The organism is Pseudomonas sp. MF6394, assembly GCF_002018845.1.
GTDB lineage: Bacteria > Pseudomonadota > Gammaproteobacteria > Pseudomonadales > Pseudomonadaceae > Aquipseudomonas > Aquipseudomonas lactis.
Genome location: NZ_MVOJ01000011.1, coordinates 37,932 through 63,616, shown reverse-complemented (window position 1 = coordinate 63,616; position 25,685 = coordinate 37,932). Strand labels below are relative to the sequence as shown.

The window sequence follows — 25,685 nt, the reverse complement described above, 5'->3', positions numbered from 1 at the left end:
TTGATCAGGTCGCTGCTTCGGCGGGTTCGGTGACGTCCTGTTGAACTGGCGCGTGGCTGGTGGTGCGGGTTTCACCGGTCAGTTGGTTGACTACCTGGAAGGCGAGGGCGGTCCAATACTCATGGTGTTGCGGGTCGATCAGTTGCAACTGGCTCTGGGTGAGCGCGGCTATCGCTGGGTCAACCAGGAATTCCTCCAGGTCTGTGATAGAGCCGAATGCGGTGATGGCTACACCGTCGATGTCCTTGCCCACTTCGTGGTAAAGCGGTTGGCCCGCGACGATCGGGCCGATGTTATGCAATTGCACATATCTCCTGACCAGGCGGTGGGCCGCCGGTTGCGCCAGCAGGCGAGGGGCATATTCCTCCAGCCAGCGCTGCTGGAATTGGTCGCGGCTCAACGCCGGGTCACGGCGCACCAGGCTGATCAACAGGATTGATTCCCTGGAGGTGGCGCTGGGTATCACGATGTGCTGGCGGCACAGAATCGGGCACAGTTCGCGGAAGATCACCTGGTCCTCGGGGAGGATCGCCCGGGTGATTTCCTCGTGGCCGAAGGTGACTTGCAAGGCGTCGGTATTGGCGAAGCCGAGGTAGGCGATGCCGTCCCATTCCGAGCGCTGATAGGGCGGCACATGGCCAATCACCGTGTCGAACAGCCGGCCGTCTTCATCGAGGGGTGGCAGATACGGCAGCGGCCGCAGGTTGGAAGGGCCGGCGCTGAGGCGGTGGATCTGGTCGTAGCGCAGCAAGGGATGGTGTCCGTCCGCCTGGGTCGGCAGGGCATGGGTGAAACGCGGGCCGTGAGTCTTGCGCCAGTACTCGGTCCATTTTTCGAAGTTGAGATTGGGTTGCACTTCAAAGGCGTTCGCGGTGTTGGCCGGGTCGCCTAGCACTTCGCCATAGAGGTCGAGCATTTGCAGCGGGCCTTTGCGCCGCTGACTCAACGGCGTGTTGTCGGCGCGCGACAACAGTGTGCAAAGCACCGTCAGCGGTTGACTCTCAGCGGCGGAATCGGACGTGAGTGCGGCGCCTTCCTGGATGATGTCGATCATGGCTTCTCCTGAAATAAGTCATTGCCCTTCCATGGACTCGACGTCCCGGTACGCCTGGGCTTCTGTTCAACATGGGCTCATCTCGAAAAATAAAGTAGCTCACGAATAGATCGCTTGCAATATAGTTTTTCGGGTTTTTCTCGAACGGGATCGGCGTGGCGGTGTAAGAGAGCTGGAAGCTCTGGTTTTTCTGGGTTTAATTGTTTTTATTATCAAGGGATTGATTGCCGGGAGGGCAAGGCGGCGTAGAGGAACAGCGTCTGATGGGTAGTCAAAAACGCTATAAACATAGTTTTTAACACTATAAATCTTCACTTATGGCGTACTTGCGTACTACGCGTAAGGGAGCTAAGTTCCTTGCCAGGACCTGCTTGCGTTCGTGAACGCGACACTTTGCCATCGGAGGCGACGACTCATGCATCAGCCGTCCAGCTTGACCTATTCCACCCCTTTGGATGTTCAGCTCAGCACGGCCCGCACGGTGCCCCTCGTGATTGTCGGTGCCGGTCTGGTGGGGTTGACCCTGGCCCTTGATCTCGCCCGTCGAGGCGTGGCGAGCGTGGTGCTGGAGGCCCGGCAGACATTGACGGAAGGTTCCAGAGCCATTGTGTTTGCCCAGCGCAGCCTGGAAATTCTCGGCCGCCTCGGGTTGCCGGATGAGTTGCGGGAAAAGGGAGTCGACTGGAAACTCGGCCGGGTCTTTCACAAAGATCATGAAGTGTTCAGTTTCGACTTCCAATTGGAGCCTGGCTTTCGCTGCCCCGCCTTCCTCAATATCCAGCAGACCTACATCGAGCAATGGCTGGTGGAGGCGTGTCTGGCCACGGGCCTGGTGGACCTGCAGTGCCTGAGCCGGGTGGTGGGGGTCGAGCACCGGCCCGAGGGGGCGACCGTCAGCGTTGAATGCCCTGACGGCGCCTACCAGCTGCAATGTGACTGGCTTGTCGCGTGCGACGGTGCTCGGTCGGCGGTGCGCAATGCCTTGGACTTGCCCTTTATCGGCAAAGTGTTCGATGACCACTTCCTGATCGTCGATGTGGAAATGAAGCCGGACTTTCCTGCAGAACGGCGTTTCTGGTTTGACCCACCCTTTCATCCCAACCATTCGGTGCTGCTGCACAAGCAACCGGATGATCTGTGGAGAGTCGATTTCCAGCTGGGCCCCGACGCCGACCCTGCCGTAGAGCGCGAGCCCGAGCGAGTCGCCCGACGGCTGCACGCGATGTTCGGTGAGCAGACGCCGTTGCGTATCGACTGGATCAGCGTCTACACCTTCCGCTGCCGGCGGCTGGAGACCTTTGTGCAGGGGCGGGTCGTCTTTGCAGGTGACAGCGCGCATCAGGTCAGCCCATTTGGCGGGCGCGGAGGCAATGGCGGGATTCAGGATGCGGACAACCTGGGCTGGCGCCTGGCGGGTATTCTCCTGCACGGTGCGTCAACCTCGCTGATTCAATCATATGACGAGGAGCGGGTGTTCGCCGCCGACGAAAACATCCTCAATTCCACCCGCAGCGCGGATTTCATCACCCCTCCCAGTCCTGCCGTACACGTGCTGCGCGAAGCGTCATTGGCGCTGGCTCGCAACACGTCCTGGGGGCGGGCGCTGATTAACTCCGGGCGCCTGTCAAAACCCGCACGGCTGGAAGGGGTGGGTCAGTTCGAGCATTTCGCCGACCCTGACGGGGGGCGGATTTCACCCGGTACAGCGGCTCCCGATGCGCCGATCAGCGTGCGCGGCCAGCCCGACTGGCTGCTCAACCACCTGGGGCGCCGGGGGTTTACCGTGCTGGTGTATGAGCCCGGTTCAGGCGCCGTGCCCAAGACGATTGCCTCGGCCTACCCGGTCGACGTCATCGTGCTGAGCTCGCGGGAGCCCGCAGCGACGCTTGACCTGCTGTGGGACCACGCCGGCCTGGCGGTTTCGCGCTACGGGTTACAGCCGGGGGAAGTGGTGGTGATCCGTCCGGACCAGCATGTGCTGACGACCCTGAGCTTTCTCGATCCGCTGGCCATCGAGCGTGCCATTGCCATCGCTTCAGCCACCGAAGTGCTGGCCTATGCACAGGAGCAAGTGTCATGAGCCCGTCAGCCATCCCTTCGAGCACTGGCTTGGCCACGGAATGCCGCTTGAGCAGCCCGGACAGTTATTTCCAACTGCTGACGGACGCCTGCCAGGATTTGGATGCGTCGGCCGGGCACTTGCTTCATGCCCAACTGGTGCTGCTGCTGATGAACCATATTGGCGATGAAACCGTACTGCGAGAGGCGATTCTGATCGCCCGCCAAGGACTGAAAACCCTTTCTGTCACTGCCTCCCATCCAAATCACGTGCACACTCAAGAGGCTCGGACATGACTCTGGATCTGGAATATCGGCTCGACTCTCGTTACTTGCGCGGCATTGAGGAGCCTGCCGGGAAAGTCTTCCTCAGCGGCCAGCAGGCGCTGGTGCGCCTGCTGCTGGCCCAGGCTGCTGCGGATAGGGCGGCGGGTATCAACTCGGCAGGATTTGTCAGCGGTTATCGAGGGTCGCCCCTGGGCGGGCTGGACCAGGAGCTGTGGCGGGTCAGGCCGCTGCTGGAAAAAGCCAATATCCGCTTTCAGCCGGCGATCAACGAAGACCTAGCGGCGACCACGCTGATCGGCACACAGCGGGTGGAAAGCGATGCGGCCCGGTTGCACGACGGCATCTTCGGCCTGTGGTATGGCAAAGGACCGGGTGTTGACCGCTCCGGGGATGCCTTGAAGCATGGCAACGCGTATGGCTCGTCGCCCCATGGCGGGGTGCTGGTGGTCACCGGTGACGACCATGGCTGCGTCTCGTCGTCGATGTCCCACCAGTCGGATCAGGCGTTGATGGCCTGGGGGTTGCCGGTGATCCATCCGGTTGGGCTTGCCGACTATGAATACTGCGGCTTGTGGGGCTGGGCGCTGTCGCGGTGTTGCGGGTTGTGGGTCGGGTTCAAGGCTGTGACCGAAACCGTTGAAGCCTCCAGATCAGTCGATGCGGTGGCAGCGCCACGCTTCGTGGCGCCGGCCGTCGACCCGGGCCCCGATGGGTTGCACTGGCGCTGGCCGGACCTGCCAGGCATGCAGATCGAGCGGCGGTTTTCTCACAAGATCGAGGCGGCGCGGCGGTTTATTCGGGCTAACCCTCTGGACCGAGTGGAAGTGGCGCCGGCCTTTCCTCGGTTGTTGATCGCGGCGGTCGGCAAGGCCTATGGCGACGTGCGCGAAGCCCTGGAGCGAGGCGGAGTGTCGCTGGGCGCGCTGGAAAAGGCTGGCGTCGCTCTGCTCAGCATCCGCGTTGTCTACCCCTTGTCGCCGGTGCTGGAGGCCTGGGCCCGGCGCTGTGAGCGGGTGCTGATTATCGAAGAAAAACAAGGCGTCGTGGAGGACCAACTCAAGCGTGGCCTGTTCAACGCCAAGCCGGAGAACCGGCCCTTGATCATCGGCAAACTCGATGAGCGCGGGCAGCCGCTGTTGTCGGTCGCCGAAGAATTGCGCCCGTCGAGGATCATGCGGGTCCTGTCGACGCGCCTGGCGCCGTTCGGCCTGGCCATCGACGTACCGCGTTACTGGATCGAGGGCCCGGTGTCCCGTGAGTTCCATTGGCTCAAGCGCACGCCTTACCTGTGTTCGGGCTGCCCCCACAACACCTCGACCCAACTGCCGGAAGGCAGTGAGGCCAGGTTAGGCATCGGCTGCCACGCCCTGGCCGCCCGCATGCCCGACCGCGCCACCAGTGGCAGCGTGCAGATGGGCGGCGAGGGCGTGGACTGGCTGGGGCAGATGGCCTTTGTGGCGACTCCGCATATTTTCCAGAACATGGGCGACGGTACTTTTTTCCATTCCGGCTACCTGGCGATTCGGCAAGCCATCGCTGCCAACGCGAATATCACCTACAAGGTGCTGTACAACGATGCGGTGGCGATGACAGGCGGCCAGCCGGTGGACGGTAAACTGAGCGTGCGCCAGGTGGTCGAACTGGTGCTGAGCGAAGGGGTGCGCGAAGTCGTCGTGGTGGCGGATGACCCGAGTCGCTACAAGGCCCGCGACAGCTTGCCGGACGGGGTGAAGGTCTACCATCGCGATACCTTGGATAGCGTCCAGCGGCGCCTGCGGGAATTGCCTGGCGTGAGCGTATTGGTGTTCGATCAGGTGTGTGCCACCGAGGCCCGTCGCCGACGCAAGCGCTTACCGCCGGCCAAGGTGCAGTCGCGTGTGGTAATCAACCAGCAGGTGTGTGAGGGCTGTGGCGATTGCCAGACCAAGTCCAACTGTTTGTCCGTGGTGCCGGTGGAGACCGAATTCGGCCGCAAACGCAGCATTGATACGGACAGCTGCAACCTCGATCAATCCTGCGTAAAGGGTTTTTGCCCCAGCTTTGTCACGGTTACCGGCACCCCGGCCAAGGCGCGCCGCAAACTGTTGCCGGCCGAAGAGGTCCTGGCCCTGGCCGGGGCCTTGGCAACGCCCGAACCTGCAGGTTTTGAGCGGACTTTTGAACTGCTGATCACGGGGGTTGGCGGCACGGGCGTGGTGACCATGGCCGGAACGATTGCCATGGCCGCGCACCTGCAAGGGCTTGAAGTGTCGGTCCTGGACTTTACCGGATTCGCTCAGAAAGGCGGTTCGGTATTCAGCCATATCCGCTTCGCCCATGACCCCCAGCAGTTGCATCAGCATCGGATCGACCGAGCCTGCGCCGACGTGTTGATCGCTTCCGATCTGGCTGTCGCGTCCGAAGATGAAGCCTTGAACGTGCTGCTGCGCGGCCGATCCCGGGTGGTTGCCAGCACCAGTGAAGTCCAGGCGGGTGCCATGTTGCTGGACCCGGCCTTGCGTCTGGAAACTGCGGCTATCGAACAGCGCCTGATCGACATTGTGGGCGCCGAGCGTTACCAGTCCGTGGATGCGCGCAAAGTGGCGGCGGCAGTGGTTGGGCCGATGCAGGCGAATATCCTGCTGCTGGGGGTCGCCTGGCAGCAGGGCGTGGTGCCCCTGACCCTCAGCGCCCTTGACCGGTCGCTGGAAATCTACGGCGGCGACGTCCAGTCCAATCGGCTGGCGTTTGCCTGGGGGCGTCTGCTGGCGGCGGATCCCGCCTTCGTCGAAAGCCAGCTCAAGCCAGCCTCGGCTGCCCAGCCGCCGCAGGCGCTCACCCTGGAGCAGGTTGTGCAACAGCGCAGTGCGTTGCTGGTGGACTACCAGGACCAACGTTACGCCGCACGCTACCGCGCCTTGGTCGAGCAGGTGGTCAAAGCCACCGAGGGGCTCGGGGACGTTACGCTGGCCCATGCGGTGGCCCACAACCTGTTCAAGCTGATGGCTTTCAAGGATGAGTACGAAGTGGCACGGCTGCACAGTTCGCCGGCGTTTCTGAGCAGCCTGGGCGAATCCTTCGTCGGGCGGCCCAAGGTGACCTTTCATCTCGCCCCGCCGTTTTTGGATGGCTTGGTCAAGCGTACGGGCGAACCACGCAAAATCAAGGTGTCCGGCTGGATCATTCCGGTCTTCCGCGCGCTGGCCGGGCTGCGCTTTTTGCGACATACGGTTCTGGACCCGTTCGGCCTGCTCAAGGAGCGTCGTGAAGAACAACGCCTGCTGGAGGAGTACCAGAGTACGTTGATCGCATTGCTGCCGAAGTTGACTGCCGACACGTTGCCGATGCTGGTGAGCTGGGCACGTTTGCCTGAAGCCATTCGCGGGTACGGGCACGTCAAGGCCCGCTCGATCGGCATTGCGGAGCAACGGCAGGTCGAGTTGCTGGCGCAGATCGATGGCAGGCAGGTGGAGCGCAGTGCGGTCAAGCGCATCGCGGTCGTGGAGGTAGAAAAAGTCTCCTGAAGACCAGCGCTTCAAGGCCCAAACGACAACAGGCACATCCTTGATGTGCCTGTTGTCGTTTGGGGCGATTTAAAGCGGCGCGTGCAGGGCCTTGGCCAGTACCTGATAGGCGGGGTTTATGGCGTCGCGGTCGAAGATCCAGTCGACGATGGTTGCCGATTGCGCTTTGGCATGGGCCGCGTCCGAATAGGCCAGGCACTTGTTGAATTTCGCCTGCAGTTCTTCCTGACTCATGGGGTTTCGTGGGTTGCCCTTGGCGTAGCTGACCTCGCCTTGCAGGAGCGTTCCGTCGGTCAGCTCGATGCGGATCTTGATCTTGCCGTGGGTGCCCAGTTCGGCAATTTCGCAGGCCGGGTCCTGGCGGGGGAAAATCTTGCGACTCAACGCGATGATCGAGGGTCGCAGGATCGCCTGCTCGTTGAAGTCATCAATGAACAGATCGCCGTTGGTGAGTGCCGTGGCGATGTTGTATGCCAGGCTGAAGCGCGCCTCGACCACCGTGGTGGGGGCCTGCTTGCGTTCGACCGGGGCACTCACCAGGTCGTGGATCTGCTGGTTGGTCTGGACGTCGATGCGCACCACCTCGGCAGCGCTCAGACGGCGCCCCTGCACCAGTTCCAGGGCCAAGGCGACCGCTGAAGTATTCGGGCGGCAGGTGGGGTAGGGCTTGAAGGCAATACCGTCGGTGTTGCTGAAGAGGCTGCCCAGGTCGGCGTCGATGGTCTCCACTTGGGAGCCGGGTTCGAAGGCGTTGTAGTAGCCCCAGCGGCCGGTCAGAAATTGGCTCGCCCCGGTAAAGCCATTGGCGGCAAGTACCACGGCGCGCACCGCATTGGCTGCCACCAGACCCTGCTGATAGAACACCGTCGAAGCGCCGTCGATCATACATTGGGTTTCGCCCAAGGCGCTGGTGTAGGCGATGCCAAGTGCATGCTGCAGTTGTGTGCCGCGCAGCCCATAGAGTTTGCCGGCAGCGGCCGTGGCGGCGATCACCTTGCACAGGTCGTAGCGGCCACTCTCCAACAGCGTTTCCTTCCGTGCCCGCGACAGGCGAATGGACAGATCCTGGCCGATGACAAAGGCGGTGATGAAGGCCTGCCGGTCGATGGGCTTATCTACAAGGTCGGCGATCGCCAACAAGGGCGGAAGGATGGCCACGCTGGGGTGGGTGCCCAAAGGGTCGGCTACATCATCGAAGTCGAGCACCCGCGCGGCGGCACCGTTGAGCATCGCCGCCGCCGGTGCGGGCAATGCCTGCTGGCGGCCGAGTACACGGCTTTGGGGTTGGCCGCCCCATTGCTCGACGATGCCGGCCAGCACCTTGACCCCCTCGTCACGGGCGCCGGCCAGGGATACGCCGAGGGCATCGAGCAAGGAGCGGCTGGCGATTTCCAGGGCTGCGGGGTCGATGGCGCTAAAGGTCAGGTCGTCACAGTATTGGGTGATGCGGGCTTCCAGTGTCATTTCAACTCCATTGAATATGAGAAACGTGACCGATTGCCGCCCTGTTGCGGCGACGTCAGAGGTGCAACACGTTCAATCCACTTTGGCAAAGGTGATCAGTAACTGGCCGGCGAGGATGCCGTCGTCCTGCTGGATGTGTAGGGTCTGGATCCGCCTGCGCCCGGGCGCCGACAAGGTCATGACCATTTTCATGGCTTCGATGCGCAGCAACGGCTGGTTCTCTTCGACGAGGCTGTCTTCGCTGATCAGAATCTCCAGCACGCGTGCAGGCATGGGCGCGAGCAGGGTTGCACTGAAGTCCTGGCGCGCAGTGGCCCCGTCGCCGTCGCGGCGCCTGGCGCTGTGCCAACTGATGCTGCGTCGGCTGCCGGCATGGTCCAGGGTCGATTCTTGGGCGCCATTGGGGGTGACGTGCACGGTCTTGCGTTGGCCATCGACCTTCAGCGCCAAGCGGGTGGTGCCGTGAGGCAGTTCGTCTTGGCGCAGGATATCCAGCACGAGGGTGTGGCCATCTGCAAACACCGCCTGATAGCGCTGGTTGCCGAGGTCTTCGATATGAACCTGTGCCGTGCCGGCATCGCCTTCGACGCTGCCGGCCAATGTCGTGAGCGACGCTGTGTTCGCTGATCTGCTCATGCAGGCTTGCTCCTTGAGGGCTATCAGGACAACAGCCAGTGGCTGTTGCGCTGCGTCCAGGCTGACGCTTGGTGGCTGGCCGGTCGTGGCGCAGGCGCAGAGGGCGGCTGTAAATGCCGCGCCAGTGCCGCCACGGCGTGCATGAGTCGTGCATCCTCGGCGGGCAGCGCATGGGCTGAGGGGAAGTGGTTGCAGATCGACAGGTCATACCTGCCATCGATGAAGGGCGGGTAAGACAGCAGCCACGCGTGCACCGGCAGGTTGGTGCTGAAGCCCGCCACCAGACACTCGTCCAGGGCGGCGCGGGCGCGTTGCACGGCGAAGGCTCGGTGGTTGGCGCAGACGATCAGTTTCAGGCACAGGCTGTCGAACATCGGCGACATCAGTGAGCCGATCTGGATCCCGGAATCCACACGAATCCCCGGCCCCTCTGGGACGCGGTAGTCGCTGACGTGGCCGCCCGTAGGCAGGAAGTCGCCATGGGCACTTTCAGCGCACAGACGGAACTCCAGAGCGTGCCCGTGAAACTGCACCTGCGCCTGGGTGATGCTCAGCGGCTGGCCCTGAGCCGAACGAATCAGTTGCTCGACAATATCGATGCCGGTGATTTGCTCCGTCACCGGATGCTCGACCTGGATTCGCGCATTCATTTCGATGAAGTAGAACTGCTCACTGGCGTCCACCAGAAATTCCACAGTGCCGACACTGTCGTAGCCAACCTCTCGGGCCACGGCCAGCGCGGCGTCATGCAGGCGTTGCCGAACGTCGTCGCTGAGGTTGTGGGCCGGCGCCTCTTCGACGATTTTCTGTCGACGGCGCTGCACGCTGCACTCTCGCGTGCCCAGGTGCAGATAATGGCCATGCTTGTCGGCGATCACCTGGACTTCGATGTGGCGCACGGCTTCCCCGAGAAATTTCTCCAGGTAGAGTTGATCGCTGCCAAAGGCGCGCATCGCTTCATGGCGCACTTCGGCAAAGGCCCCGGCAAACTCAGCCGGCTGCGTCACCACGCGGATGCCGCGCCCGCCACCGCCGAGGGCGGCCTTGAGCAACACCGGGTAGCCGAGGGCATCGGCCGCGCGGGCGCCAGTCTCGACGTCGGCGTCGATGGTCAGGCCTGGCACTACGGGCACCTCGGCGCGCTGGGCTGCCGTGCGGGCGGCAATCTTGTCGCCGGTATGGCGCAAGGCGGCCACGTTGGGGCCGATAAACACCAGGCCTGCGTACCCGCATACTTCGGCGAAGAAGGCATTTTCCGCCAAGGGCCCGTAGCCAGGCGCGACGGCGTCGGCGCCGCAGTCCACCGCCGCACCGATCACGGTTTCGATCAGCGTGGCCGGGTCCCAGGCTTCGACACGGATAGTGGCGTCGGCGGCAAGGACAAAGGGCGCTTCGTCATCGTCGGCGCTGTAAATCACCACGGTCTCGATGCCCAGCAGTTGGCTCGTGCGGATAAAACGGTGTGCGATTTCCCCGCGACAACAAATCAGTATTCGACTCACCATCGTCATGCCCCTGCCAGTTGTATGGGGGTTGCCTCGGCGCTTTGGCCGCGACCCAGGGTGGTATGGGCGCGGGTAAATTCACCGGCGCTGACGGCTCCTGCCACCGAGACTTCCCCGGCCAGCGCCACGGCCGCCGCGATTTCCGCCAATTTGCGCGCATCGTCGGCGCAGCCAAGCATGCGCAGGCATTCTTGCTGGGCGGGCAGGCGTGTGCCGCCGCCGACGGTGCCAACAATCAGGTTGGGCAGGGTCACGCTGGCGAGCAGGTCTCCGTTGTCCAGCACATCGAAGGTGGTGCAGGCGTTCTTGAACGATACCGTGACGAAGGCAGGGTCCTGGCCGCACGCGATGAACAATGCTGTCAGCGCATTGGCCACGTGAATGTTTGGCGCGGTGGCTCCGCGCTGGGCCAGCAAGCTGTTGCAGGCATGCAGGAAGCGCTGCATGCGCAGGGGCGTGGTGCGCAGACGCTGTTCCACCAAGGCCTTGGGGATTCTTACGCTGGCCGACACGTAACGCCCTTTGGCCTGGTCCGCGACGAAACGTTTGTCGCCTCCCAGGGTATTGAAGTAGTAGTCCACCCACTGCGGGCATTGGCTCTTGAGGTAGCGGCACACGGCTTCGTTGGCTTTGGTGGCCATGTTCAGGCCCATGGCGTGGCCGGTTTCGTAGGTGAACGCCAGCCCTACCAGGTCGCCCTGGAGCAGCGGCGTCAACTCCAGCAGACGCGCATGGTTGCTGGTGGCGTTGGCCGTCGCAACAATGTCGACCATGTGCGCCCTGAGCCAGGCGTCGAACTGCGGGGCGTCGCTGGCGTTGTGCAAAACGATCGCGGAAATCTTCGTCAGCGCATCGCCGAGGAACCGGTAGGCCGGCTGCCCAGGTGAAGGCTGAGCGTTGTCCAGGTTGGTAATGGTGCAGCCGCCGCTGTCAGTGATCAGGTTCATGCCCCGGGAAAAGGAGGCGACCAGCGCCCCTTCGCTGGTGGCCAGCGGCACGATGAATGCACCTTGGGCCCGCGTTCCATTGATTAGCAGCGGGCCCGCGACACCCAAGGGGGTGCCGACAAAACCAATGAAATTCTCACAGGTACCTTTGACTTGTTCGCCACTGATCGGCGCACCGCCAATGTAAGGAAACGGGGTGTCCGTCTGTTCCGCGACCCAGGCCAGGCGCCGGGCTATTTGCTCTTTGTGGTAATCGTTACTTGGGTCCCTTGGAATAGCCATGACCATGCTCCCTCACAGTTGAATGTTCGAATGTCTTCTCGCCGGCAGCCCCGGGATCTTGTCCTGCAAAAGTGCGAAATTGGCGATCAGCGTATTGCGCAAGTGTTCGGGTTCCACCAGCCCTTCGATGTAGGTGCGGCTGGCCGAATACTCGGCGCTGGCGTGGGCCTGACGGTAGTCATCTATAAGGGTTTCCCGGCGTACCTGAGGGTCGGCGGCGGCAGCAATATCCTTGCGGAAAATCACATCGACGGCGCCTTCTGGGCCCATCACCGAAATCTCGGCGCCGGGCAGGGCATAGATCAGGTCGGTGGCCGAGCGGTTGGCCAGGGTGGGGTAGGCGCCGCCATAGGCTTTGCGCAACACCACGGCGATTTTCGGCACACTGGCTTCGCAGTAGGCATGCATCAATTTGGCGCCTGCACCAATCACGTTCGAACGTTCCTGTTGCCGCCCCGGCAGATAGCCTGGAACGTCGATCAGCGTCAGCAGCGGAATGCCGAATGAATCGCACAGCCGCACAAAGCGCGCCGCCTTGGTGGACGCATTGATGTCCAGGCAACCCGCCAGCCACGACGGCTGGTTGGCAATGATGCCGATGCTTTGGCCGCCCAGCCTGGCAAACCCAATCACGATATTGCGTGCATAGAGCGGCTGCACTTCAAGGAACGATTGCTCGTCGGCAACCGCCTCGATCAGTTGGCGCACATCGAAAGGCAGGTTTTTCTCGCTGGGGACCTGCTCGGCGACGGCAGGGGTCAGGTAGCGCCAGGTGGCGGGACCTTCCGTCAGTTTTGGTCGGGCGGTGTTGTTTTGCGGCAGGTAGGACAGCAAGTCGCGGGTCAGGCTCAATGCCTCTTCGACGCTGTCCACGAGGAAGTGGGCAAGCCCGGTTTCGCTGGCGTGCATGAAGCCGCCACCGATTTCTTCCTTGGTCACGTCTTCGCCGGTGGCGCGGCGGATCACGGCGGGCCCGGTCAGGAACAGGGCCGATTGATTGTCCACCATGATGATGAAATCCGTGAGCGCCGGTGTGTAGGCCGCGCCGCCGATGCAGTCGCCGAGAACGATGGAAATCTGCGGCACGACCCCTGAAGCCCTGACGGTCTTGTAGAACACGTGGCTGAACTGCGAGTCGGCGTCCACCCCCTCATGAATCCGCAGCCCTGATGAGTGGTTCAGTGCAATGATCGGCACGCCGGTGCGCAGGGCGATGTCCAGCACTTTGCAGATTTTAAGGGCATGAATGCGGCTTGAGCTGCCGCCCATGAAGCTGCCGTCGTGACCGTAGACGATAACTGGGCGACCCTCGATGGTGCCATGGCCGGTGGCAATACCGTCGCCCCGGGTCTTGCGGGCGGCAGCCCCGAAATGCACGCAATCATGCTCGGCGTGGGCGTCCAGTTCGTGGAAGCTTTGCGGGTCGAGCAGGTCGATGATTTGTTGCCGGTGTAAGGCCGGGGCGGGAGCTATCCGTTCACGCGTAGCGTCCCTGACTTCTGGCGAATCTGACATGACTGAGCTCCACTGGCTAAAGAGTGTGCCGAACGCCGTCCCTTGGCTGAGCTGCAGAGATGCGGTCGATGGTTGAAACACGACAGACGGATGCTGCATGAAGGAGACTATATCTCATGCGATCTAATCGCAAGTATTGTAAGCGAATGTTTTTTAGCGGGGGATGAGTGCTTGAAACGGAGCGCGCGCCGGGTCGGGGGCTGATCCGGCGCGAAAGGTGTCAGTCGATGGCGGCCGTGATGATCTTGTCGAATACCCCGTCGACAATGGCCAAGTGTTCGGCGGGGACCCCGTCCAGCAGCCTGGCACGAATCTTCCTGACAACCAGTTCGGCTTGTTCCGCCAGCTTGCGCCCGGCGTCTGTGAGGTAGAGGGCCTTGGCTCTACGGTCGGAAGGATCGTCCCTGCGTACCACCAGGCCGGCGCTTTCCAGTTGATCAAGCAGGCGCACGAGGGACTGTCCTTCAAGTCCCATATGTTCAGCAAGGGTACGCTGGCGCAGGCCTTCGCCTAGTTTATTGATGAGCCATAAGGGCGTGGTCGTGGCCTCGGACAGGTTAAGATTGCTCAACTCTTCGTCGGAAACCTTGCGCCACACCCTGGCCGCTCGCTGCAGGCGCAGACAAAACGTATCGTCTGCTAAGGAACGTAAGCTTGAATACATCGGTACACCTATTGTTGTATTTAACTGCCGCTTCTCCGGTGGTAGTGGCTGAAGCGATCTGCCTGCCGGTTAACGACGGGACTGCGGGTTAGCTGCAATGCCTCACGGCTGTAGCCTGCTTTAAAGTGAATACACACGAACAGTCAGGATGTATTCACACCCAATTCTAGCAGAGTATTGCCGGCGATGCCGATCCGGCGGGTGCGCCGGAGGCTTGCATGCGGACCCGTGTTTTCGGGAGATTAAGCTTTTTTAGCTGACGGAATTCATGTGGCAGCTCGTCGATTGATTGCATCTTCAGGATTTTCGCGTTCTTGCTTATTGATCACTTGCGTATTAATTTCATAGCGCGCATCGGTGAAACGACTCAGGCCTGGAGGGTGGGAAGCATGGAGCACATACGGCATTTGGGTATCGTTGGCTTGGGATTGCTGGGCAGCTCAATCCTGCGGGCGGTGAAATCAAACTATCCCCATATTCACCTGCACCTCTTCGATGGCAGTCGCCAGGTCTGCCATGAGGTTGAAGCGCTTGGCCTCGCGCCGCGGTGTGCGGGCAGCCTGGCGGAGTTACATGAGTGTGACCTGGTCGTGGTCTGTGTGCCAACGGGGGCGGTGGCAACGGTGGTCATAGCGTTGGCCGAGGGCATGAAACGCGGCGCGGTGTTGACCGATGTCGGCTCGGCCAAGCAAATGGTGATCAATGAGGTGGGCGATCGCTTGCCGGCGCATGTTTCATTTGTGCCGGGCCACCCCATGGCTGGCGGCGAGCAAAGCGGGCCGGGGGCCGGGCGTGAGGATCTGTTTGCTGGCAAGAGTTGCCTGTTGATACCCCTTGCCACCACGCCGACGAGTGCCATCGAACGTGTCGAGGGATTCTGGCGGGCCCTCGGTGCCGTCACGTGTCGGGTCGACGCGCGCCAGCACGATCACATCGCCGCCTTGACGTCGCACCTGCCCCATTTGATTGCCTTCTCGCTGATGGAGACCTTTGGCGATCAATTGGCCATCAACCCGCAAACCGGTTCATTCATCGGGCGCAGCTTTTTCGAGCAGATTCGTCTGGCCTCCTCGGATGTGACGGTGTGGACCAGTATCTTTGAAGACAACACTGCCGCGTTGCTGTCTCAGACCGAGCATTTCATCGAGGTACTGAACCAATGGTGTGCGATCTTGCAGGAACGCCCGGTGGAGTTGCATGGCAAGATCAGCCACTCATCGGTATTGGCCAACAGATTGTTGGGGCGTGTGGTGTAGGCAATGAATAACGTTGAACTGGCACGCTTGCGGGAAACCATCGATGAGCTGGACGAACAGCTAATCATCCTACTTTCTCGACGGTTTCAGGTTACCGAGCAGGTAGGGCGGCTCAAGGCACGGCAACAATGGCAGGCCCAGGATTCTGTGCGCGAGTCACAACAGGAACAGCGCTACTTGGCTCTCGCTACACAGCACGGCCTTAACCCAGTACTGATCCTCAAGATATTTCGCACAATTATTGACGAGGTTGTGTGCAATCATCTTTCGGTTATCGGCGACTGAACCGCGCTTTATCGATCCGTTCAGCTACCCGGTAAGCGGCCTCCAACTCCGAGCAACCGTTCTCCTGCATCAACCTCCAGCGCTCAGCTTTTTCCTCGGGCTCCGTCATGGCCAAGGCGAGATAGAGGCTGGGTGGTACGGTTCGAAACAGCGTTTCGAGTTTTTTCGACAGCACGACCCCCTCAGTGTATTTCCCAGGCTCCTTACTGGCGGAGAGCAACAAAGCTTTCTGTTCCGGCGTGAGCTTCTTGAAGCGGGCGATTTCCTCTATCTCCGCAGGGGGCATGTTCAAACAAATCCACCATTCGATCATGTTGAGCATGGTCTGCGCGGCAGTAGGGAAGTCGGCAAGGTTTTGCGTCGCCAGCCAGAACCAGGCCCCAAGCTTGCGCCACATCTTCGTCCCCTTGACCACAAATGGCGCCAGTAGCGGGTTCTTGGTGATGATGTGGCCTTCGTCGGTGACCATGATGATTGGTCGGCCCAAGTACTGGTCGCGCTCGGCAAGGTTGTTCACGGTGTTCATCAGGCTGATGTAGCTGATGGACATCTGGGCTTCGTAGCCTTCGCGAGCGTACGTGGCCAGATCGACAACGGTAACATCGCTTTCGGGCCAAGGCGTACCCTCGCGATCGAACAGTTCGCCCTCGAATCCCTGGCAAAACAGGTCGATGGATTCGCCCATTTCCTGGGCACGTTCACGACGCTTCTCTGGTAAGTGCAAGTCGGCGGCGGTGCGCAGCAAGGCGTCACGTACATCGCGGGTCAGTACTTGGCGACCCGCCGCGACACACGCCTGCGCCGCTTCGAAAATGCACTCGCGGATCAGGCTGCGATCAGCCCGGCTCAGACGAGCTTCTTCCTTGGCCTCGCCGCCAGTGATCATCAGCCGGGCGGTGATCTCCAATTCGCCGAGCACATCACGTTGGTCTTCACGATTGGTTACCGCCTCATCGTCCCACTCATCAATCGACAGACTCGCCACCTTATCTGGCTGCTCGACTAGACGGTAAGCATCAGCGAAAGGCGCGAGGCTGACCAAGGCGCCAGGTTTCAATTGGACCTTGTTGACCGACAAACCCTGCGTCGCGAAGTAGTCGCCTTGTAAGCCAAATGAGTTGCCGGCTTCGACGATAAACAGGCGAGGACGGTACACCGCCATGACTTGCATCAGCAGGGTGACCAGGGTGGCTGACTTGCCGGCGCCGGTCGGACCGAACAAAAGCAGATGCCCGTTCATGGCCCGGTCCAGGCATGATAATGGGTCGAAGCTCAATAGCGAGCCGCCGCGGTTGAACAGGGTGATACCCGGGTGACCGGTGCCGGTGCTGCGGCCCCAAACCGGAACCAGGTTCGCCAGGTGCTGGGCGAACATCAGGCGGGTGTACCAGTTGCGTGTGTCGCGGGCCGGGTTGTAAGCCATCGGCAACCAACGCAGGTAGCTGTTGCAGGCGGCGACCTCATCGCCTTCACGTACCGGTTGCAGCCCCGCGCCCAACAGCGCGTTGGCCAGGCTGACCGAGCGCTGGTGCAGTTGCTGTTCATCGTGACCGTGCACATAGAACGCCAGGGTGCCGCGGTACAGCTTGTGCTGGCGACCGATGATCGCACGAGCCTCTTCGACATCCTGACGGGTCTGGGTCGAGGCCAGGTTTTCACCGATGGCTTTGCGCGCCAATCGGTTTAACTGGTCTTCGAGCACATCCTGCGGCTTGACCACCAAGGTCAGACTCATCACCGTGCCTTCGGGTAACTGGTCGAATAGGGCATTGGTTGCATCACCCTTACGGGTTTCTCCGGTGAGTTGACCAATCGACGGTGCCCGTCGCAGTTTGTCCACCACCATGACCCGATGGGGTTGCTCATCGAAGTACCAGAGTCCTCGTTGCACATCCGAACGCGGTTCGTTGAAGAATAGCCGTTCGGCAAAGTCATGATCGAAGGGCAGTTCCAGCGACTCACCATCGCCCAACTCCGGATAGGCCACGCGGTGGTAGAACTCCTCGGGCGCTTCATCGGTTAGATTGGGTGCCGGATTGAACCAGGGCACCAGCCAGGCATACAGACCGCGGCCATCTACTCGCGTCGATTGCACCCCACACGTCTGCAACGAAGACGCGATACGTTCGCAAGCCTGATGCAGGGATTGCACCGGGGTGAGTCCTGTCTCCTCAGCGTCAGACTCAAGCCAGCGATAGACCACCAGGCGCACCCGGCGGTTATTGCCACGCCAGGGCAGGCGCGTCACCACCTTATCTTCAAACAGACCGCCGGGCTTGGCGATGGCCTTCAGATGACGGCGGCTGAGTTCCAAATACGCCTCCGTGAAGACCGTGCCTCGGGCGCTATACTGAACATAGCCAGTGAGCCGGTTCAGGTAGGGGGTGAAATCGTTGTCGTCCTGGCAGAAAAACTGCGCCACCCAAGGCGCTTGATCCAGCTCGTCAAAACTATCCTGCAGGGCATCCTCAAGGGCATCTCGGGCCGCCATCAACCAATCGGGTTCGCGCCCTTCAGTGCCGATGGGCAGCAACTCGAATACCGCACCCACCGAGCGATTGTCATCCAGCAGAAAACACTGTTCGGTGTCGAGATACTCGACCCACGGCAGGTGATCGGTGAAGCTAGGGTTGTGCGCATAGAGTGTGGCGTCATCGGCCAAGGTGGCGCGAGGGCGCAATGGGTGGCGCCAGGCTTTCCACGCGGCAGTGCGGTTGCCCGCATCGCCGGTACGCACTACAAGTCTTCCTGACGTTCACCAGGCAATGCGTACTGCACCCGTTGGTAGAACGGAAAGACGGTCGAGTAACCCGGGATCGGTGCCTGCTCGGTACCACTCAGATGCGGATACACGTACAGCACCAGATCGGGATTGGGCAGGCGCGGGAACAAATTGTGGATCTCGTTCGTCGCGGTGCGCGTGTACGGTTCTTGGAGAGAGGCGGAGAAATCTGCCTGGGCCAGCGGACGGCGTAACTGCTGCCGAGCATCCAGCAGTTGCTGCTGAGTGCCTTGCGAACCGGCACCGTTCCAGATGTCCAGCATGGTTTGCTCGCCATGGGGCAAAAGCGTGTCCTTGTCGGTGGAACACCCCGTCAGGACCCAGCAGAGCAAGCTAATCCAGGTCAGGCAGAGAAGCATGGTCTTTTTCATGGCGAACGCTCCGGCCCTTGGGCTCGTAGTCGATGGTGATCTCATGGTCGAGGTGCAGTGCGACCTGTGCGGCAGGTGGCACGTACACGGCAGCAAAGGCTTCGCCATACAGTTTGTTGACCCACTCGCGGATGTCGCCGACCCCACCGCTGAGAATTGAATTCAGCGTGCTATTGCCATTGCTGCTGGTGACCCCGAGCGTACTGCCGCCCGAACTGATCACGCTGCTGTTGTGCTGCTCATCCCCGAGCAAGGCAGCGACACCGGCGCCAGCCGCGGTGATCAGGCTCTGGCTGCCGAGGTACTGTTGGGCGTTCGAGCGGCGCTCGCCGGCAATGCAAGGAATGCCATACGGATCGGACAGGTAGCCGAGTCCGCCGCGGATCTTGTCGGTGTTCGAGCTCTGGGCGGTGGAGGCATTGCGGCTGGCGACCGCCTTCGGCTGAGGTACCGTGCGGATGGTGCCATCGGTAAACACAAAGGTGATTGACTCGACCTGTCCGCGTACACAAGACAGAGTCCAGTCACCGGACGCCGTACCGCTCATCACGGCCCCCGCGACGTCCGGCAGGTCGATGCCGTTGGCAGTCAGGTTCTCGGGGCCGACCAGCACCTTGAAGGGATAGGGATCATTCACCGTGCCGTCCACCGGGACTCGGCCGATCAGCGCGGTCATGGCGACCGAGCCCATCAATGTCGCGTTTTCGGGAATGGTGTAGACCGGCTTCGCGCCTTCGGTACGATCAGCGGATCGCGTCGGATCACGCTCACCCTGGGTAACTGCACGCAGCTGTTTCTGGCTGCGATCAATAGCGTTGTCTTTCAAGCCTTCCAGTGAGTTGAAGGCGGTAGGCAGACTCAGTGCGGGGGAGGTCTTGGTTTTGCCTCGGGCGTCGGTGGGTGGAGCATCCGAGGGCTCAATCCACTGCAACGCATCATTGGCAAAATGCTGCCCGTCGAACTGCGCCCCGTCGCCCGGCTCAAGCCCCAATCCGATCGGCATGTCCTTGCCTTTACCGGTCAACCCCGACAACTGCTCCTGCAAATGCGTCAGCAGACCGCGAGCCTGGCGACTGTCTTGTTCCGCTTTGAGTCGGGCCTCGTTGGCTTGGCGACGGCCCTCGTCGACCTGCTGGGTCACGCTGCCAAGAGCCGTCTGGATACGCGAATCGACGCTGTTTTCTCGCTCGCGCAGGCGGTTGTTCTCCGTCTGCAGCGAATCGTTGTGTTTTTTCAGGCCGAGCATGTCGCTGCGCATGGCCTTCACCTGGCCGACCAAGGTGGCGACCGTGTCGCGTGGGGTATCGCCAGCAATGCCGAGCGACTTGGCTTGCTCGGCGGATAACCGGATGTTGCCCTGATCAACTGGGTGCTCTGGAGAGGGAGTATTACCGGCGATCCAGGTTTTCAGGATGATAAACACCACGGCCAGTAGCGCAGCCGGTACCAACCATTTGAGCAAGGCGTTAGCCTTCATCGTCAGCACCTCGCGCAACGGACGGGAGCAGCACGGCGTGTTCGAGGCCGGCACCGCGAGTGACGAGGTAGACGATCGTTGTGTCTTCTGCACTGCCGACCGGCCCGAGGAAAGCATGCTGGAAGGTCGCGGCGAACAGCTTGGCCTGAAGCCGACGTGGATCGAGTTGCACCATCTCTGAACTACGATTGCGCAATTTCACCGCCGTCACCCAATAGTCATCGAGCCGCCAGGCGGCGATGGGTGTGCTGGACACGTTTTCGCTCGGCAGCAGAGTCGGCAGTTCGGTGCGTAGCTTGAGCGGGACGCGGCGTACATTGGGTAGAGACTCCACGGTGCGCAGCGGCGCGTACAGGCTTTGCGCGGCATAGCGCGTCAAAGCGACCGGGATCGGCGTGCGTTCTGGAGCAAGGAAAGTGCTAGATTCAGCCTCGGTAGCTTGCACCTTGGCATTCTTGAGAATACGCACGGGCTCCAGCGGTTGATCGCCAGGCGTGGCCGCGATATCCAGCAGGGTGATCTCGCCCGTCGCGACCGATTGCAGTTGCAGTCGGGTCGGTGCAATGGCTTCCGACGCGCGCAGGTACAGCGTGCCGCCGGTTGATTGCACGCGCAGCTTACCCGCCAGGGTTGAGGGCACGCCGACTCGAATATCCTCATCGACAAAGACCACTCGTTCCTGATTGATCACCAGCGGAACCGCGAGGGGGAGGCGTTCCCAGTGCATCAGTTCGACGGCCTGCGCTGCAACTCCCCATAGCATTAGTGCGATGGTGAGCCCCAGGATAGAAATCCGCGTCATAGCTCACCTCCAGGCAGAGCGATTTTTTGCGGCGTGCCCTGATAACAGTCCAGTGCCAGCCCCCACTTATTGCGTTCGGGGTCCAGATCAAAACGCACCACGCGTAATGGATAACGTACCGCCACCCGTTTCACCGGTTCGGCGGCGTAATACTCATCCGCGTTGAGGTCTAGGGTGACCAGCCAGCTGTCGCGATCGAGTTGCTTGACCCTGAGTTCCGGATCTTCGCTATAACCTCGGCCCAGAATTTCGTAGACGCCACGCACCCGCTGGCGAAGTTCGCCGGCGGCCTTGCGGTATTCGTAGTCTCCGTCAAGGAAGGCCTTGCAAGCAGGTGTCAGGTAGGACTGCAAGCCATAGATGGCGCGGCGATAATCCTGCTCGCCATCTGAGGGCCAACGATTGAGCTGACCAAAGATGTAGAGGGCAAAAGCATAGACATTCTCTGAGGGGATATCCCACCATTTGCGCGTGCTACCCGAACGCAGATCCGGGGGGACATGTACGGTCAGGTCGGTAGGTGCCGTGCGCCAGCCATACCAGAGTCCGGCACAGAGCAGGGCGAGAATTACTACCGCCAGACGCAGGCTGAAGATATGGGCCTGTTGGGCATCGACCTTGTTTCGGAATCGGCTCATGGCAGCCACCGGGACAGGGCAGGGCGCAGTCGACGCGAACGGCGAACCGTCCAGGCGCCGGAGTGCAGGATCAGACTGCTGCGCCCCAGACGCCAGCGGCTGGCCGCTATCCATTCGAGCTTGCGGTACAACCAGGTCTCTGGCCGGGCCCGTTTGGCGCGACGCAGTAGCGTGCCGCCAGCAAACAACACTAACGCCATGCTTGCGATCATGCTGGTCGGCGCCATGGCAATGGAGGCGGTGGCGATCGCCAGAGGAACGCCCAGCAGCAGGCCAATGACGGCGCCGGTGCCGAGCGCTAACCACATCTCATCATTGGTTAAACCGCGCAAGACGGCGGGATCACGGTTGAGCCGCTCCGGTAGAAAAACCAAGGTGCCGTCGGCAAGGCGTTCGATAGCGTCGTTCATGCCAACCTCACAGAATCGCGGCAGCCTTGGTCAGGAACCAGATGATGATTACCACCAGCAAGGCTCCGATGCCGACGACGGCGCCGAGGTCTTTCCAAGTCTTGCGCTGGTTCTGCACGTCGGCATATACAGTCAGGGAATGCCAGGCCACACCCAAGAAAGCGAGCAGGGCGATCAGCAGGCCGAGGAGGATGCCGCCGTCGTAGGCGTAGTTTTTGATCGTCTCGATCAACCCGGAACCTTCACCGCGTGAAGGGGCTTCCATAGTGGGTAGTTCCGCAAAGGCTAGGCTTGGGCCGAGCACCAGCAGCAGACCGATCACGCGCTGACTGGCACGATCATGCAGGTTGTTTTTCAGGGGGATAAGGAACTTGAGCATGACGGTGATCTCCGGTGTTAGGACAGGGTGAAGAACATCAGGACCAGCAAGGTGAGCAGCACGCGCGCTGCGCTGCCGCCGAAGGCTCCGAAGCGCACACTGCCGGTGGCCCATCCCCGGTAAGCCGTCCACATCACCCAGGCACACCACAGCAAACCAAGGACCAAAACCAGGCATAGCCAGAGCGACGAACTGCTCTGCGCCGAAAAGCCGGAGGCGTTTTGGAAGGCAGCTGTCTGCGCGTCAGTCATGCTCATGGCGACGGCTCTACGGACGGGGTGTCGAGGCGATAATCGCCGACCAATTCAGTGGGATCGCGGGGTTGAGCGCGAGAAGGAGAGAGATAGCCTTGCACGCCTTGGCGAATACGTTGGATGTCCTGCATCAGAGAGGGATAGTCGAAGCGATAGCGATTGCCAGGTTCAGACGCGCTGGTTGCCGTCGCTTGAGTTGCAAGACGTTCGATAATGTCGAGTTGCTGCAGAATTAGACTGAGCTGTTCCTGCTCATGAGCAGTTGCGGCATAGCTGCTCCCATGGACGATAATCAGTGAAAAGAGTAAAAAATAGCGAAAGACGGTAGTCGACATGACGTTGGCCCATTTGGAGATTGAGCCAGAATTACGTTAGAGGTCGAATTATTCAGTCACAAACGCGAAGTGAGATGTATCGCTTTTCAGGGGGCTCGGCGCAGGTTGGCGTGTCCAAATAGCCAGCCACGCAAGATTCGTGACATCGGGGCCTGGAGTTTCCGGCCGCCTCCGATTGGAAACCCCTTCGTTTCACCATTCCCAGATATCGACGCAGTAGGTACTGCTGCAGATATTTCTCCAGTTCGCCTCTTTTCAATTCACCTATGTTCTCGAAGTCATCGCACCCTTTAGGTGGTCAGAGGATCAAGACGGTTCGTAGGAGTCTCTCATTGCGATTTTGTATTGCCCTGATCAAAGGCTTTAACGGCCGAAGCACATGAACAATAAATCTTTCATTTGACATTGATTGCGCCAAGAAAATACAACAGGAAGAATTTCAGGGAAGTCGCCATCATCTCCGTATCATCGCACAGATGATGGCCATTGAACTTCAGCAGTTTAGGTCGCTCTATCTGTTTTAGCAGGAGTACATGTGGAGAACGCCTCTTATAGCTTCAGCACTCAACCCTACCCACCTAGACAGCGTTTTGAAGTCTGGCGTGAAGAGGTGAATGCACTCTTTGACGTGAGGATTGGCGAGTCTGAATCAATAGCGTTCAACTATCGGCTGACCACCTGTTACCTGGGCGCGCTGTTGATGGGGTGCGGCGTATGGGAGGGCACACAAAAACCAGTGCATTATGATGTCAAACGGTCAGCTCAGATGATCCGCCGCGACGGCCTCGACCATTACTATATCTGCCTAGGCCTGTCTCATTCGATCAACGGCTTGGCCGGTCAGGCACCGTTGGTGGCATGTCACTCGCAGATTTATGTGTTGGACCTTGCTCAGCAACTGGATTGCGTTATCACGGCAGGCGATACGATTATCCTGACGGTTCCTCGGGACTTGCTGGCAGCGCAATTAGGCAATAAGGACATTCATGGGCTGGTATTGAGGGGCGGTTTGAGCGACCTGCTTGCCGATCACATGCGTGCACTACGAGCGCGGTCAGCCAGTTTTAAAAGTGATGAGACACTCTATATACAACAAGCGACTCTGGCCATGGTCGCGGCCGCGATAACACCCTCCATTCCAAACCTCAAAAGCGCTGAAACCGAAATTGATCGCTCACTGTTCAACCGCGCCCGGAACCTGATCGAACAGCATCTGCTGAACCCCGATCTGGCGCCAGCGTTCATATGCCGGCACATGGGGATTTCAAGGGCTGGACTCTATCGTTTATTCGAGCAAGAGTCCGGTGTTGCGGCTTACATACAACGACGCCGGTTAGACAAGATAAGGGCTATTCTCCAAGGAGATAGCAACGTTCAGCATCGAACCTCCGGGCTGGCCTTTCAATTTGGGTTCAAAAGCGAGTCACACTTCAGTCGCTCGTTCAAGAAGGCTGTCGGCTATTCGCCAAAAGAGGCGCGGGACTGCCTCATTGCATCTGAACACTTCGGCTCAGCAGGCCAGACCTCTGTGCACACTGGTTTTTCGCTTCGGACCGTGCTTGATCAAATGACTTCGGGTTGAGACGGACAGGCAAGGAATTGGGACGCAGGGGCAAAGAATTTTTTCTCGTTTTTTTTTATTACGTTTTATAGTTGATATCCCTTCGATCCGCCGGATTGATGAAATTTGTACAGCTATTACTCTACTCAATCCAGGTGAGGTAGGTTACGGATGTCTCAATTCGATCATCTACTCAGTTTTTCAGTCAACAAAAGGATGTGTGATATGTCGCTGCTTAAGTTGTATGTAATGTTAACCACACTTGCGCTTTTGAGTGGCTGCAATGCTCTTGCCAGTAAGACGAATATGTTGAGTGACGATGACGTAAAATCTCAAAGCGCTGGTGCGTTGGGCTATGCTCCAGCCGACCTGACAGTTATCAACCGGCGAACGCAAGGTACCAATACCTACGTACTGCTAAAAACCAATGATAACAAGCAGTTTAACTGCATTATCAACGGAGGTAACATCTTGACATTCGGCATGTCCAACCCGCCAGCCTGCGCACCAAAAGGTCAGCCGATAAAGAGCGCACCGTTTGGAGGATAAGACTGCGTACTCAAGCAGCATTCACGCTCATCAATTTTTACGGCAGAAAAGGTTCAGTATGCCTGAATGCAAATTGAAGTATTTGATATTAATTCTTTTGTCAGTGTTAGCATCCGGCTGTGAAGTGCTGGCAAATACTGTGCCCACCATTCCGGACGTTATAAATCAGAATAAGTTTGAGGGGGCTAATATACAGGTAGCATATGCTCAATATGGAAAGCCCGCCCAACTGGTTAAGAATGCTGACGGCGGGTCTGTTGCGAGATGGTTTTATGAAAGTCAATATTCCTTAACGGACACTGCGAATACCGTCAGCGCAGGCCCTAGCGGTGGCGTGATGCTGACACCTACATCCAGCACAAAATACTATGATAAAAAATGTACTCTAGAAATTGCATTTAACGCGCAAAATATAGTCACTGACTATAAGACCATTAAAAACTCTCCCGGAAGCTGTAATAAGTGGTTCTAATTAAGGCATGGGTGGCCCCGAGATGCGCGCTGAATCAAGATAGTACGATCCAGCGCGCCACCCCATGCCAGCTAACAGTTGGCACGGTCGAAGGGTTAGGCGTTACCTCGGATCCAGGATGGCACATGCACGGAGCAAGTTTTTTGAACTGCATGAGTAACTAGACGAGCTCACTCCTCTGTCGTAGGGTTGCTTTTC

Annotated in this window: 24 protein-coding genes; 8 read left to right on the top strand and 16 right to left on the bottom strand. The window is 60.0% G+C overall.

The annotated features are described in order from the left end of the window. Positions 1-4 precede the first annotated feature (4 nt). Positions 5-1,054 (bottom strand): EthD domain-containing protein, encoded by a 1,050-nt coding sequence (locus MF6394_RS13510; RefSeq protein ID WP_070413173.1) that lies wholly within the window; start codon positions 1,052-1,054, stop codon positions 5-7. Positions 1,055-1,469: 415 nt separating this feature from the next. Here MF6394_RS13510 and MF6394_RS13505 point away from each other — a divergent pair, with 415 nt between their 5' ends. Genes MF6394_RS13505 through MF6394_RS13495 form a run of 3 tightly spaced genes read left to right on the top strand, consistent with a single transcriptional unit; the run spans position 1,470 to position 6,903 of the window. Further along, positions 1,470-3,134 (top strand): FAD-dependent monooxygenase, encoded by a 1,665-nt coding sequence (locus tag MF6394_RS13505; protein WP_070413172.1) that lies wholly within the window; start codon positions 1,470-1,472, stop codon positions 3,132-3,134. Beyond that, positions 3,131-3,409 carry a DUF2783 domain-containing protein gene (locus MF6394_RS13500; protein WP_070413171.1) on the top strand — a complete coding sequence of 93 codons (279 nt, stop codon included), beginning with the start codon at positions 3,131-3,133 and terminating at the stop codon, positions 3,407-3,409. The genes MF6394_RS13505 and MF6394_RS13500 overlap by 4 nt, the downstream gene beginning before the upstream one ends. Then, on the top strand, positions 3,406-6,903 hold the full coding sequence (locus tag MF6394_RS13495) for an indolepyruvate ferredoxin oxidoreductase family protein (protein WP_070413170.1): 3,498 nt from the start codon (positions 3,406-3,408) through the stop codon (positions 6,901-6,903). Before MF6394_RS13500 ends, MF6394_RS13495 begins: the two co-directional genes overlap by 4 nt. 69 nt (positions 6,904-6,972) lie before the next feature. On the opposite strand, the gene MF6394_RS13490 is transcribed toward MF6394_RS13495, so the two are convergent. The 6 genes from MF6394_RS13490 to MF6394_RS13465 form a co-directional block, all read right to left on the bottom strand. Beyond that, the gene (locus tag MF6394_RS13490; protein ID WP_070413169.1) at positions 6,973-8,367 is read right to left on the bottom strand and encodes an MmgE/PrpD family protein; all 1,395 of its coding nucleotides are present in this window, start codon (positions 8,365-8,367) and stop codon (positions 6,973-6,975) included. A gap of 72 nt (positions 8,368-8,439) precedes the next feature. Then, positions 8,440-9,003, bottom strand: coding sequence for an acetyl-CoA carboxylase biotin carboxyl carrier protein subunit (locus MF6394_RS13485; RefSeq protein ID WP_078466831.1), 564 nt, complete (start codon positions 9,001-9,003; stop codon positions 8,440-8,442). Positions 9,004-9,026: 23 nt separating this feature from the next. Continuing rightward, positions 9,027-10,508, bottom strand: coding sequence for an acetyl-CoA carboxylase biotin carboxylase subunit (locus MF6394_RS13480; protein WP_078466830.1), 1,482 nt, complete (start codon positions 10,506-10,508; stop codon positions 9,027-9,029). Between the two features lie 2 nt (positions 10,509-10,510). After that, entirely contained in the window at positions 10,511-11,737 is a 1,227-nt protein-coding gene (locus MF6394_RS13475; RefSeq protein ID WP_078466829.1) for a hydroxymethylglutaryl-CoA reductase, read from the bottom strand. Between the two features lie 12 nt (positions 11,738-11,749). Next, on the bottom strand, positions 11,750-13,252 hold the full coding sequence (locus MF6394_RS13470) for an acyl-CoA carboxylase subunit beta (protein WP_070413166.1): 1,503 nt from the start codon (positions 13,250-13,252) through the stop codon (positions 11,750-11,752). Between the two features lie 220 nt (positions 13,253-13,472). Further along, positions 13,473-13,916, bottom strand: coding sequence for a MarR family winged helix-turn-helix transcriptional regulator (locus MF6394_RS13465; RefSeq protein WP_078466828.1), 444 nt, complete (start codon positions 13,914-13,916; stop codon positions 13,473-13,475). A gap of 389 nt (positions 13,917-14,305) precedes the next feature. Between MF6394_RS13465 and MF6394_RS13460 the strand changes: the two genes are divergently transcribed. Next, on the top strand, positions 14,306-15,172 hold the full coding sequence (locus tag MF6394_RS13460; protein ID WP_070413165.1) for a prephenate dehydrogenase: 867 nt from the start codon (positions 14,306-14,308) through the stop codon (positions 15,170-15,172). A gap of 3 nt (positions 15,173-15,175) precedes the next feature. Next, positions 15,176-15,457, top strand: a complete 282-nt coding sequence (locus MF6394_RS13455) for a chorismate mutase (protein ID WP_070413164.1) — start codon at positions 15,176-15,178, stop codon at positions 15,455-15,457. On the opposite strand, the gene MF6394_RS13450 is transcribed toward MF6394_RS13455, so the two are convergent. From MF6394_RS13450 to MF6394_RS13410, 9 genes are read right to left on the bottom strand one after another with little or no spacing between them, the layout of a single operon-like run. Continuing rightward, positions 15,444-18,194: a conjugative transfer ATPase gene (locus MF6394_RS13450; RefSeq protein ID WP_078466827.1), complete on the bottom strand. Its 2,751-nt coding sequence runs from the start codon at positions 18,192-18,194 to the stop codon at positions 15,444-15,446. The genes MF6394_RS13455 and MF6394_RS13450 overlap by 14 nt on opposite strands. Then, positions 18,194-18,610 (bottom strand): TIGR03751 family conjugal transfer lipoprotein, encoded by a 417-nt coding sequence (locus tag MF6394_RS13445; protein WP_058426018.1) that lies wholly within the window; start codon positions 18,608-18,610, stop codon positions 18,194-18,196. The genes MF6394_RS13450 and MF6394_RS13445 overlap by 1 nt, the downstream gene beginning before the upstream one ends. After that, the gene (locus tag MF6394_RS13440) at positions 18,573-20,087 is read right to left on the bottom strand and encodes a TIGR03752 family integrating conjugative element protein (RefSeq protein ID WP_070413463.1); all 1,515 of its coding nucleotides are present in this window, start codon (positions 20,085-20,087) and stop codon (positions 18,573-18,575) included. Before MF6394_RS13440 ends, MF6394_RS13445 begins: the two co-directional genes overlap by 38 nt. Then, entirely contained in the window at positions 20,077-20,889 is an 813-nt protein-coding gene (locus tag MF6394_RS13435) for a TIGR03749 family integrating conjugative element protein (RefSeq protein ID WP_070413464.1), read from the bottom strand. The genes MF6394_RS13440 and MF6394_RS13435 overlap by 11 nt, the downstream gene beginning before the upstream one ends. Further along, positions 20,886-21,527, bottom strand: a complete 642-nt coding sequence (locus MF6394_RS13430) for a PFL_4703 family integrating conjugative element protein (RefSeq protein WP_070413465.1) — start codon at positions 21,525-21,527, stop codon at positions 20,886-20,888. Before MF6394_RS13430 ends, MF6394_RS13435 begins: the two co-directional genes overlap by 4 nt. Next, entirely contained in the window at positions 21,524-21,937 is a 414-nt protein-coding gene (locus MF6394_RS13425) for a TIGR03750 family conjugal transfer protein (protein WP_070413466.1), read from the bottom strand. Before MF6394_RS13425 ends, MF6394_RS13430 begins: the two co-directional genes overlap by 4 nt. Before the next feature lie 7 nt (positions 21,938-21,944). Further along, positions 21,945-22,316 (bottom strand): TIGR03745 family integrating conjugative element membrane protein, encoded by a 372-nt coding sequence (locus MF6394_RS13420; protein ID WP_070413467.1) that lies wholly within the window; start codon positions 22,314-22,316, stop codon positions 21,945-21,947. 17 nt (positions 22,317-22,333) lie between these two features. Further along, the gene (locus tag MF6394_RS13415; RefSeq protein WP_070413468.1) at positions 22,334-22,573 is read right to left on the bottom strand and encodes a TIGR03758 family integrating conjugative element protein; all 240 of its coding nucleotides are present in this window, start codon (positions 22,571-22,573) and stop codon (positions 22,334-22,336) included. Then, positions 22,570-22,905 carry an integrative conjugative element protein, RAQPRD family gene (locus MF6394_RS13410; protein WP_070413469.1) on the bottom strand — a complete coding sequence of 112 codons (336 nt, stop codon included), beginning with the start codon at positions 22,903-22,905 and terminating at the stop codon, positions 22,570-22,572. The genes MF6394_RS13415 and MF6394_RS13410 overlap by 4 nt, the downstream gene beginning before the upstream one ends. 535 nt (positions 22,906-23,440) lie before the next feature. Here MF6394_RS13410 and MF6394_RS13405 point away from each other — a divergent pair. From MF6394_RS13405 to MF6394_RS33810, 3 genes are all read left to right on the top strand, one after another. Beyond that, a complete protein-coding gene (locus MF6394_RS13405; RefSeq protein ID WP_078466826.1) occupies positions 23,441-24,487 on the top strand; it encodes a helix-turn-helix domain-containing protein in 1,047 nt (348 codons plus the stop codon). Positions 24,488-24,691: 204 nt separating this feature from the next. Further along, positions 24,692-25,015 (top strand): hypothetical protein, encoded by a 324-nt coding sequence (locus MF6394_RS13400; protein ID WP_070413470.1) that lies wholly within the window; start codon positions 24,692-24,694, stop codon positions 25,013-25,015. Next, on the top strand, positions 25,005-25,487 hold the full coding sequence (locus MF6394_RS33810; protein WP_120265759.1) for a hypothetical protein: 483 nt from the start codon (positions 25,005-25,007) through the stop codon (positions 25,485-25,487). The genes MF6394_RS13400 and MF6394_RS33810 overlap by 11 nt, the downstream gene beginning before the upstream one ends. Positions 25,488-25,685 lie beyond the last annotated feature (198 nt).

What these genes read in the sequence shown, in the direction of transcription:
- MF6394_RS13505 (WP_070413172.1), top strand. Translation starts at nt 1,470, where the DNA reads ATGCATCAGCCGTCCAGCTTGACCTATTCCACCCCTTTGGATGTTCAG.
- MF6394_RS13465 (WP_078466828.1), bottom strand. Translation starts at nt 13,916, where the DNA reads ATGTATTCAAGCTTACGTTCCTTAGCAGACGATACGTTTTGTCTGCGC.
- MF6394_RS13440 (WP_070413463.1), bottom strand. Translation starts at nt 20,087, where the DNA reads ATGAAGGCTAACGCCTTGCTCAAATGGTTGGTACCGGCTGCGCTACTG.
- MF6394_RS13510 (WP_070413173.1), bottom strand. Translation starts at nt 1,054, where the DNA reads ATGATCGACATCATCCAGGAAGGCGCCGCACTCACGTCCGATTCCGCC.
- MF6394_RS13455 (WP_070413164.1), top strand. Translation starts at nt 15,176, where the DNA reads ATGAATAACGTTGAACTGGCACGCTTGCGGGAAACCATCGATGAGCTG.
- MF6394_RS13430 (WP_070413465.1), bottom strand. Translation starts at nt 21,527, where the DNA reads ATGAGCCGATTCCGAAACAAGGTCGATGCCCAACAGGCCCATATCTTC.
- MF6394_RS13420 (WP_070413467.1), bottom strand. Translation starts at nt 22,316, where the DNA reads ATGCTCAAGTTCCTTATCCCCCTGAAAAACAACCTGCATGATCGTGCC.
- MF6394_RS13495 (WP_070413170.1), top strand. Translation starts at nt 3,406, where the DNA reads ATGACTCTGGATCTGGAATATCGGCTCGACTCTCGTTACTTGCGCGGC.
- MF6394_RS13475 (WP_078466829.1), bottom strand. Translation starts at nt 11,737, where the DNA reads ATGGCTATTCCAAGGGACCCAAGTAACGATTACCACAAAGAGCAAATA.
- MF6394_RS13425 (WP_070413466.1), bottom strand. Translation starts at nt 21,937, where the DNA reads ATGAACGACGCTATCGAACGCCTTGCCGACGGCACCTTGGTTTTTCTA.
- MF6394_RS13400 (WP_070413470.1), top strand. Translation starts at nt 24,692, where the DNA reads ATGTCGCTGCTTAAGTTGTATGTAATGTTAACCACACTTGCGCTTTTG.
- MF6394_RS13460 (WP_070413165.1), top strand. Translation starts at nt 14,306, where the DNA reads ATGGAGCACATACGGCATTTGGGTATCGTTGGCTTGGGATTGCTGGGC.
- MF6394_RS13470 (WP_070413166.1), bottom strand. Translation starts at nt 13,252, where the DNA reads ATGTCAGATTCGCCAGAAGTCAGGGACGCTACGCGTGAACGGATAGCT.
- MF6394_RS13500 (WP_070413171.1), top strand. Translation starts at nt 3,131, where the DNA reads ATGAGCCCGTCAGCCATCCCTTCGAGCACTGGCTTGGCCACGGAATGC.
- MF6394_RS13410 (WP_070413469.1), bottom strand. Translation starts at nt 22,905, where the DNA reads ATGTCGACTACCGTCTTTCGCTATTTTTTACTCTTTTCACTGATTATC.
- MF6394_RS13445 (WP_058426018.1), bottom strand. Translation starts at nt 18,610, where the DNA reads ATGAAAAAGACCATGCTTCTCTGCCTGACCTGGATTAGCTTGCTCTGC.
- MF6394_RS13490 (WP_070413169.1), bottom strand. Translation starts at nt 8,367, where the DNA reads ATGACACTGGAAGCCCGCATCACCCAATACTGTGACGACCTGACCTTT.
- MF6394_RS13480 (WP_078466830.1), bottom strand. Translation starts at nt 10,508, where the DNA reads ATGGTGAGTCGAATACTGATTTGTTGTCGCGGGGAAATCGCACACCGT.
- MF6394_RS13415 (WP_070413468.1), bottom strand. Translation starts at nt 22,573, where the DNA reads ATGAGCATGACTGACGCGCAGACAGCTGCCTTCCAAAACGCCTCCGGC.
- MF6394_RS13485 (WP_078466831.1), bottom strand. Translation starts at nt 9,003, where the DNA reads ATGAGCAGATCAGCGAACACAGCGTCGCTCACGACATTGGCCGGCAGC.
- MF6394_RS13435 (WP_070413464.1), bottom strand. Translation starts at nt 20,889, where the DNA reads ATGACGCGGATTTCTATCCTGGGGCTCACCATCGCACTAATGCTATGG.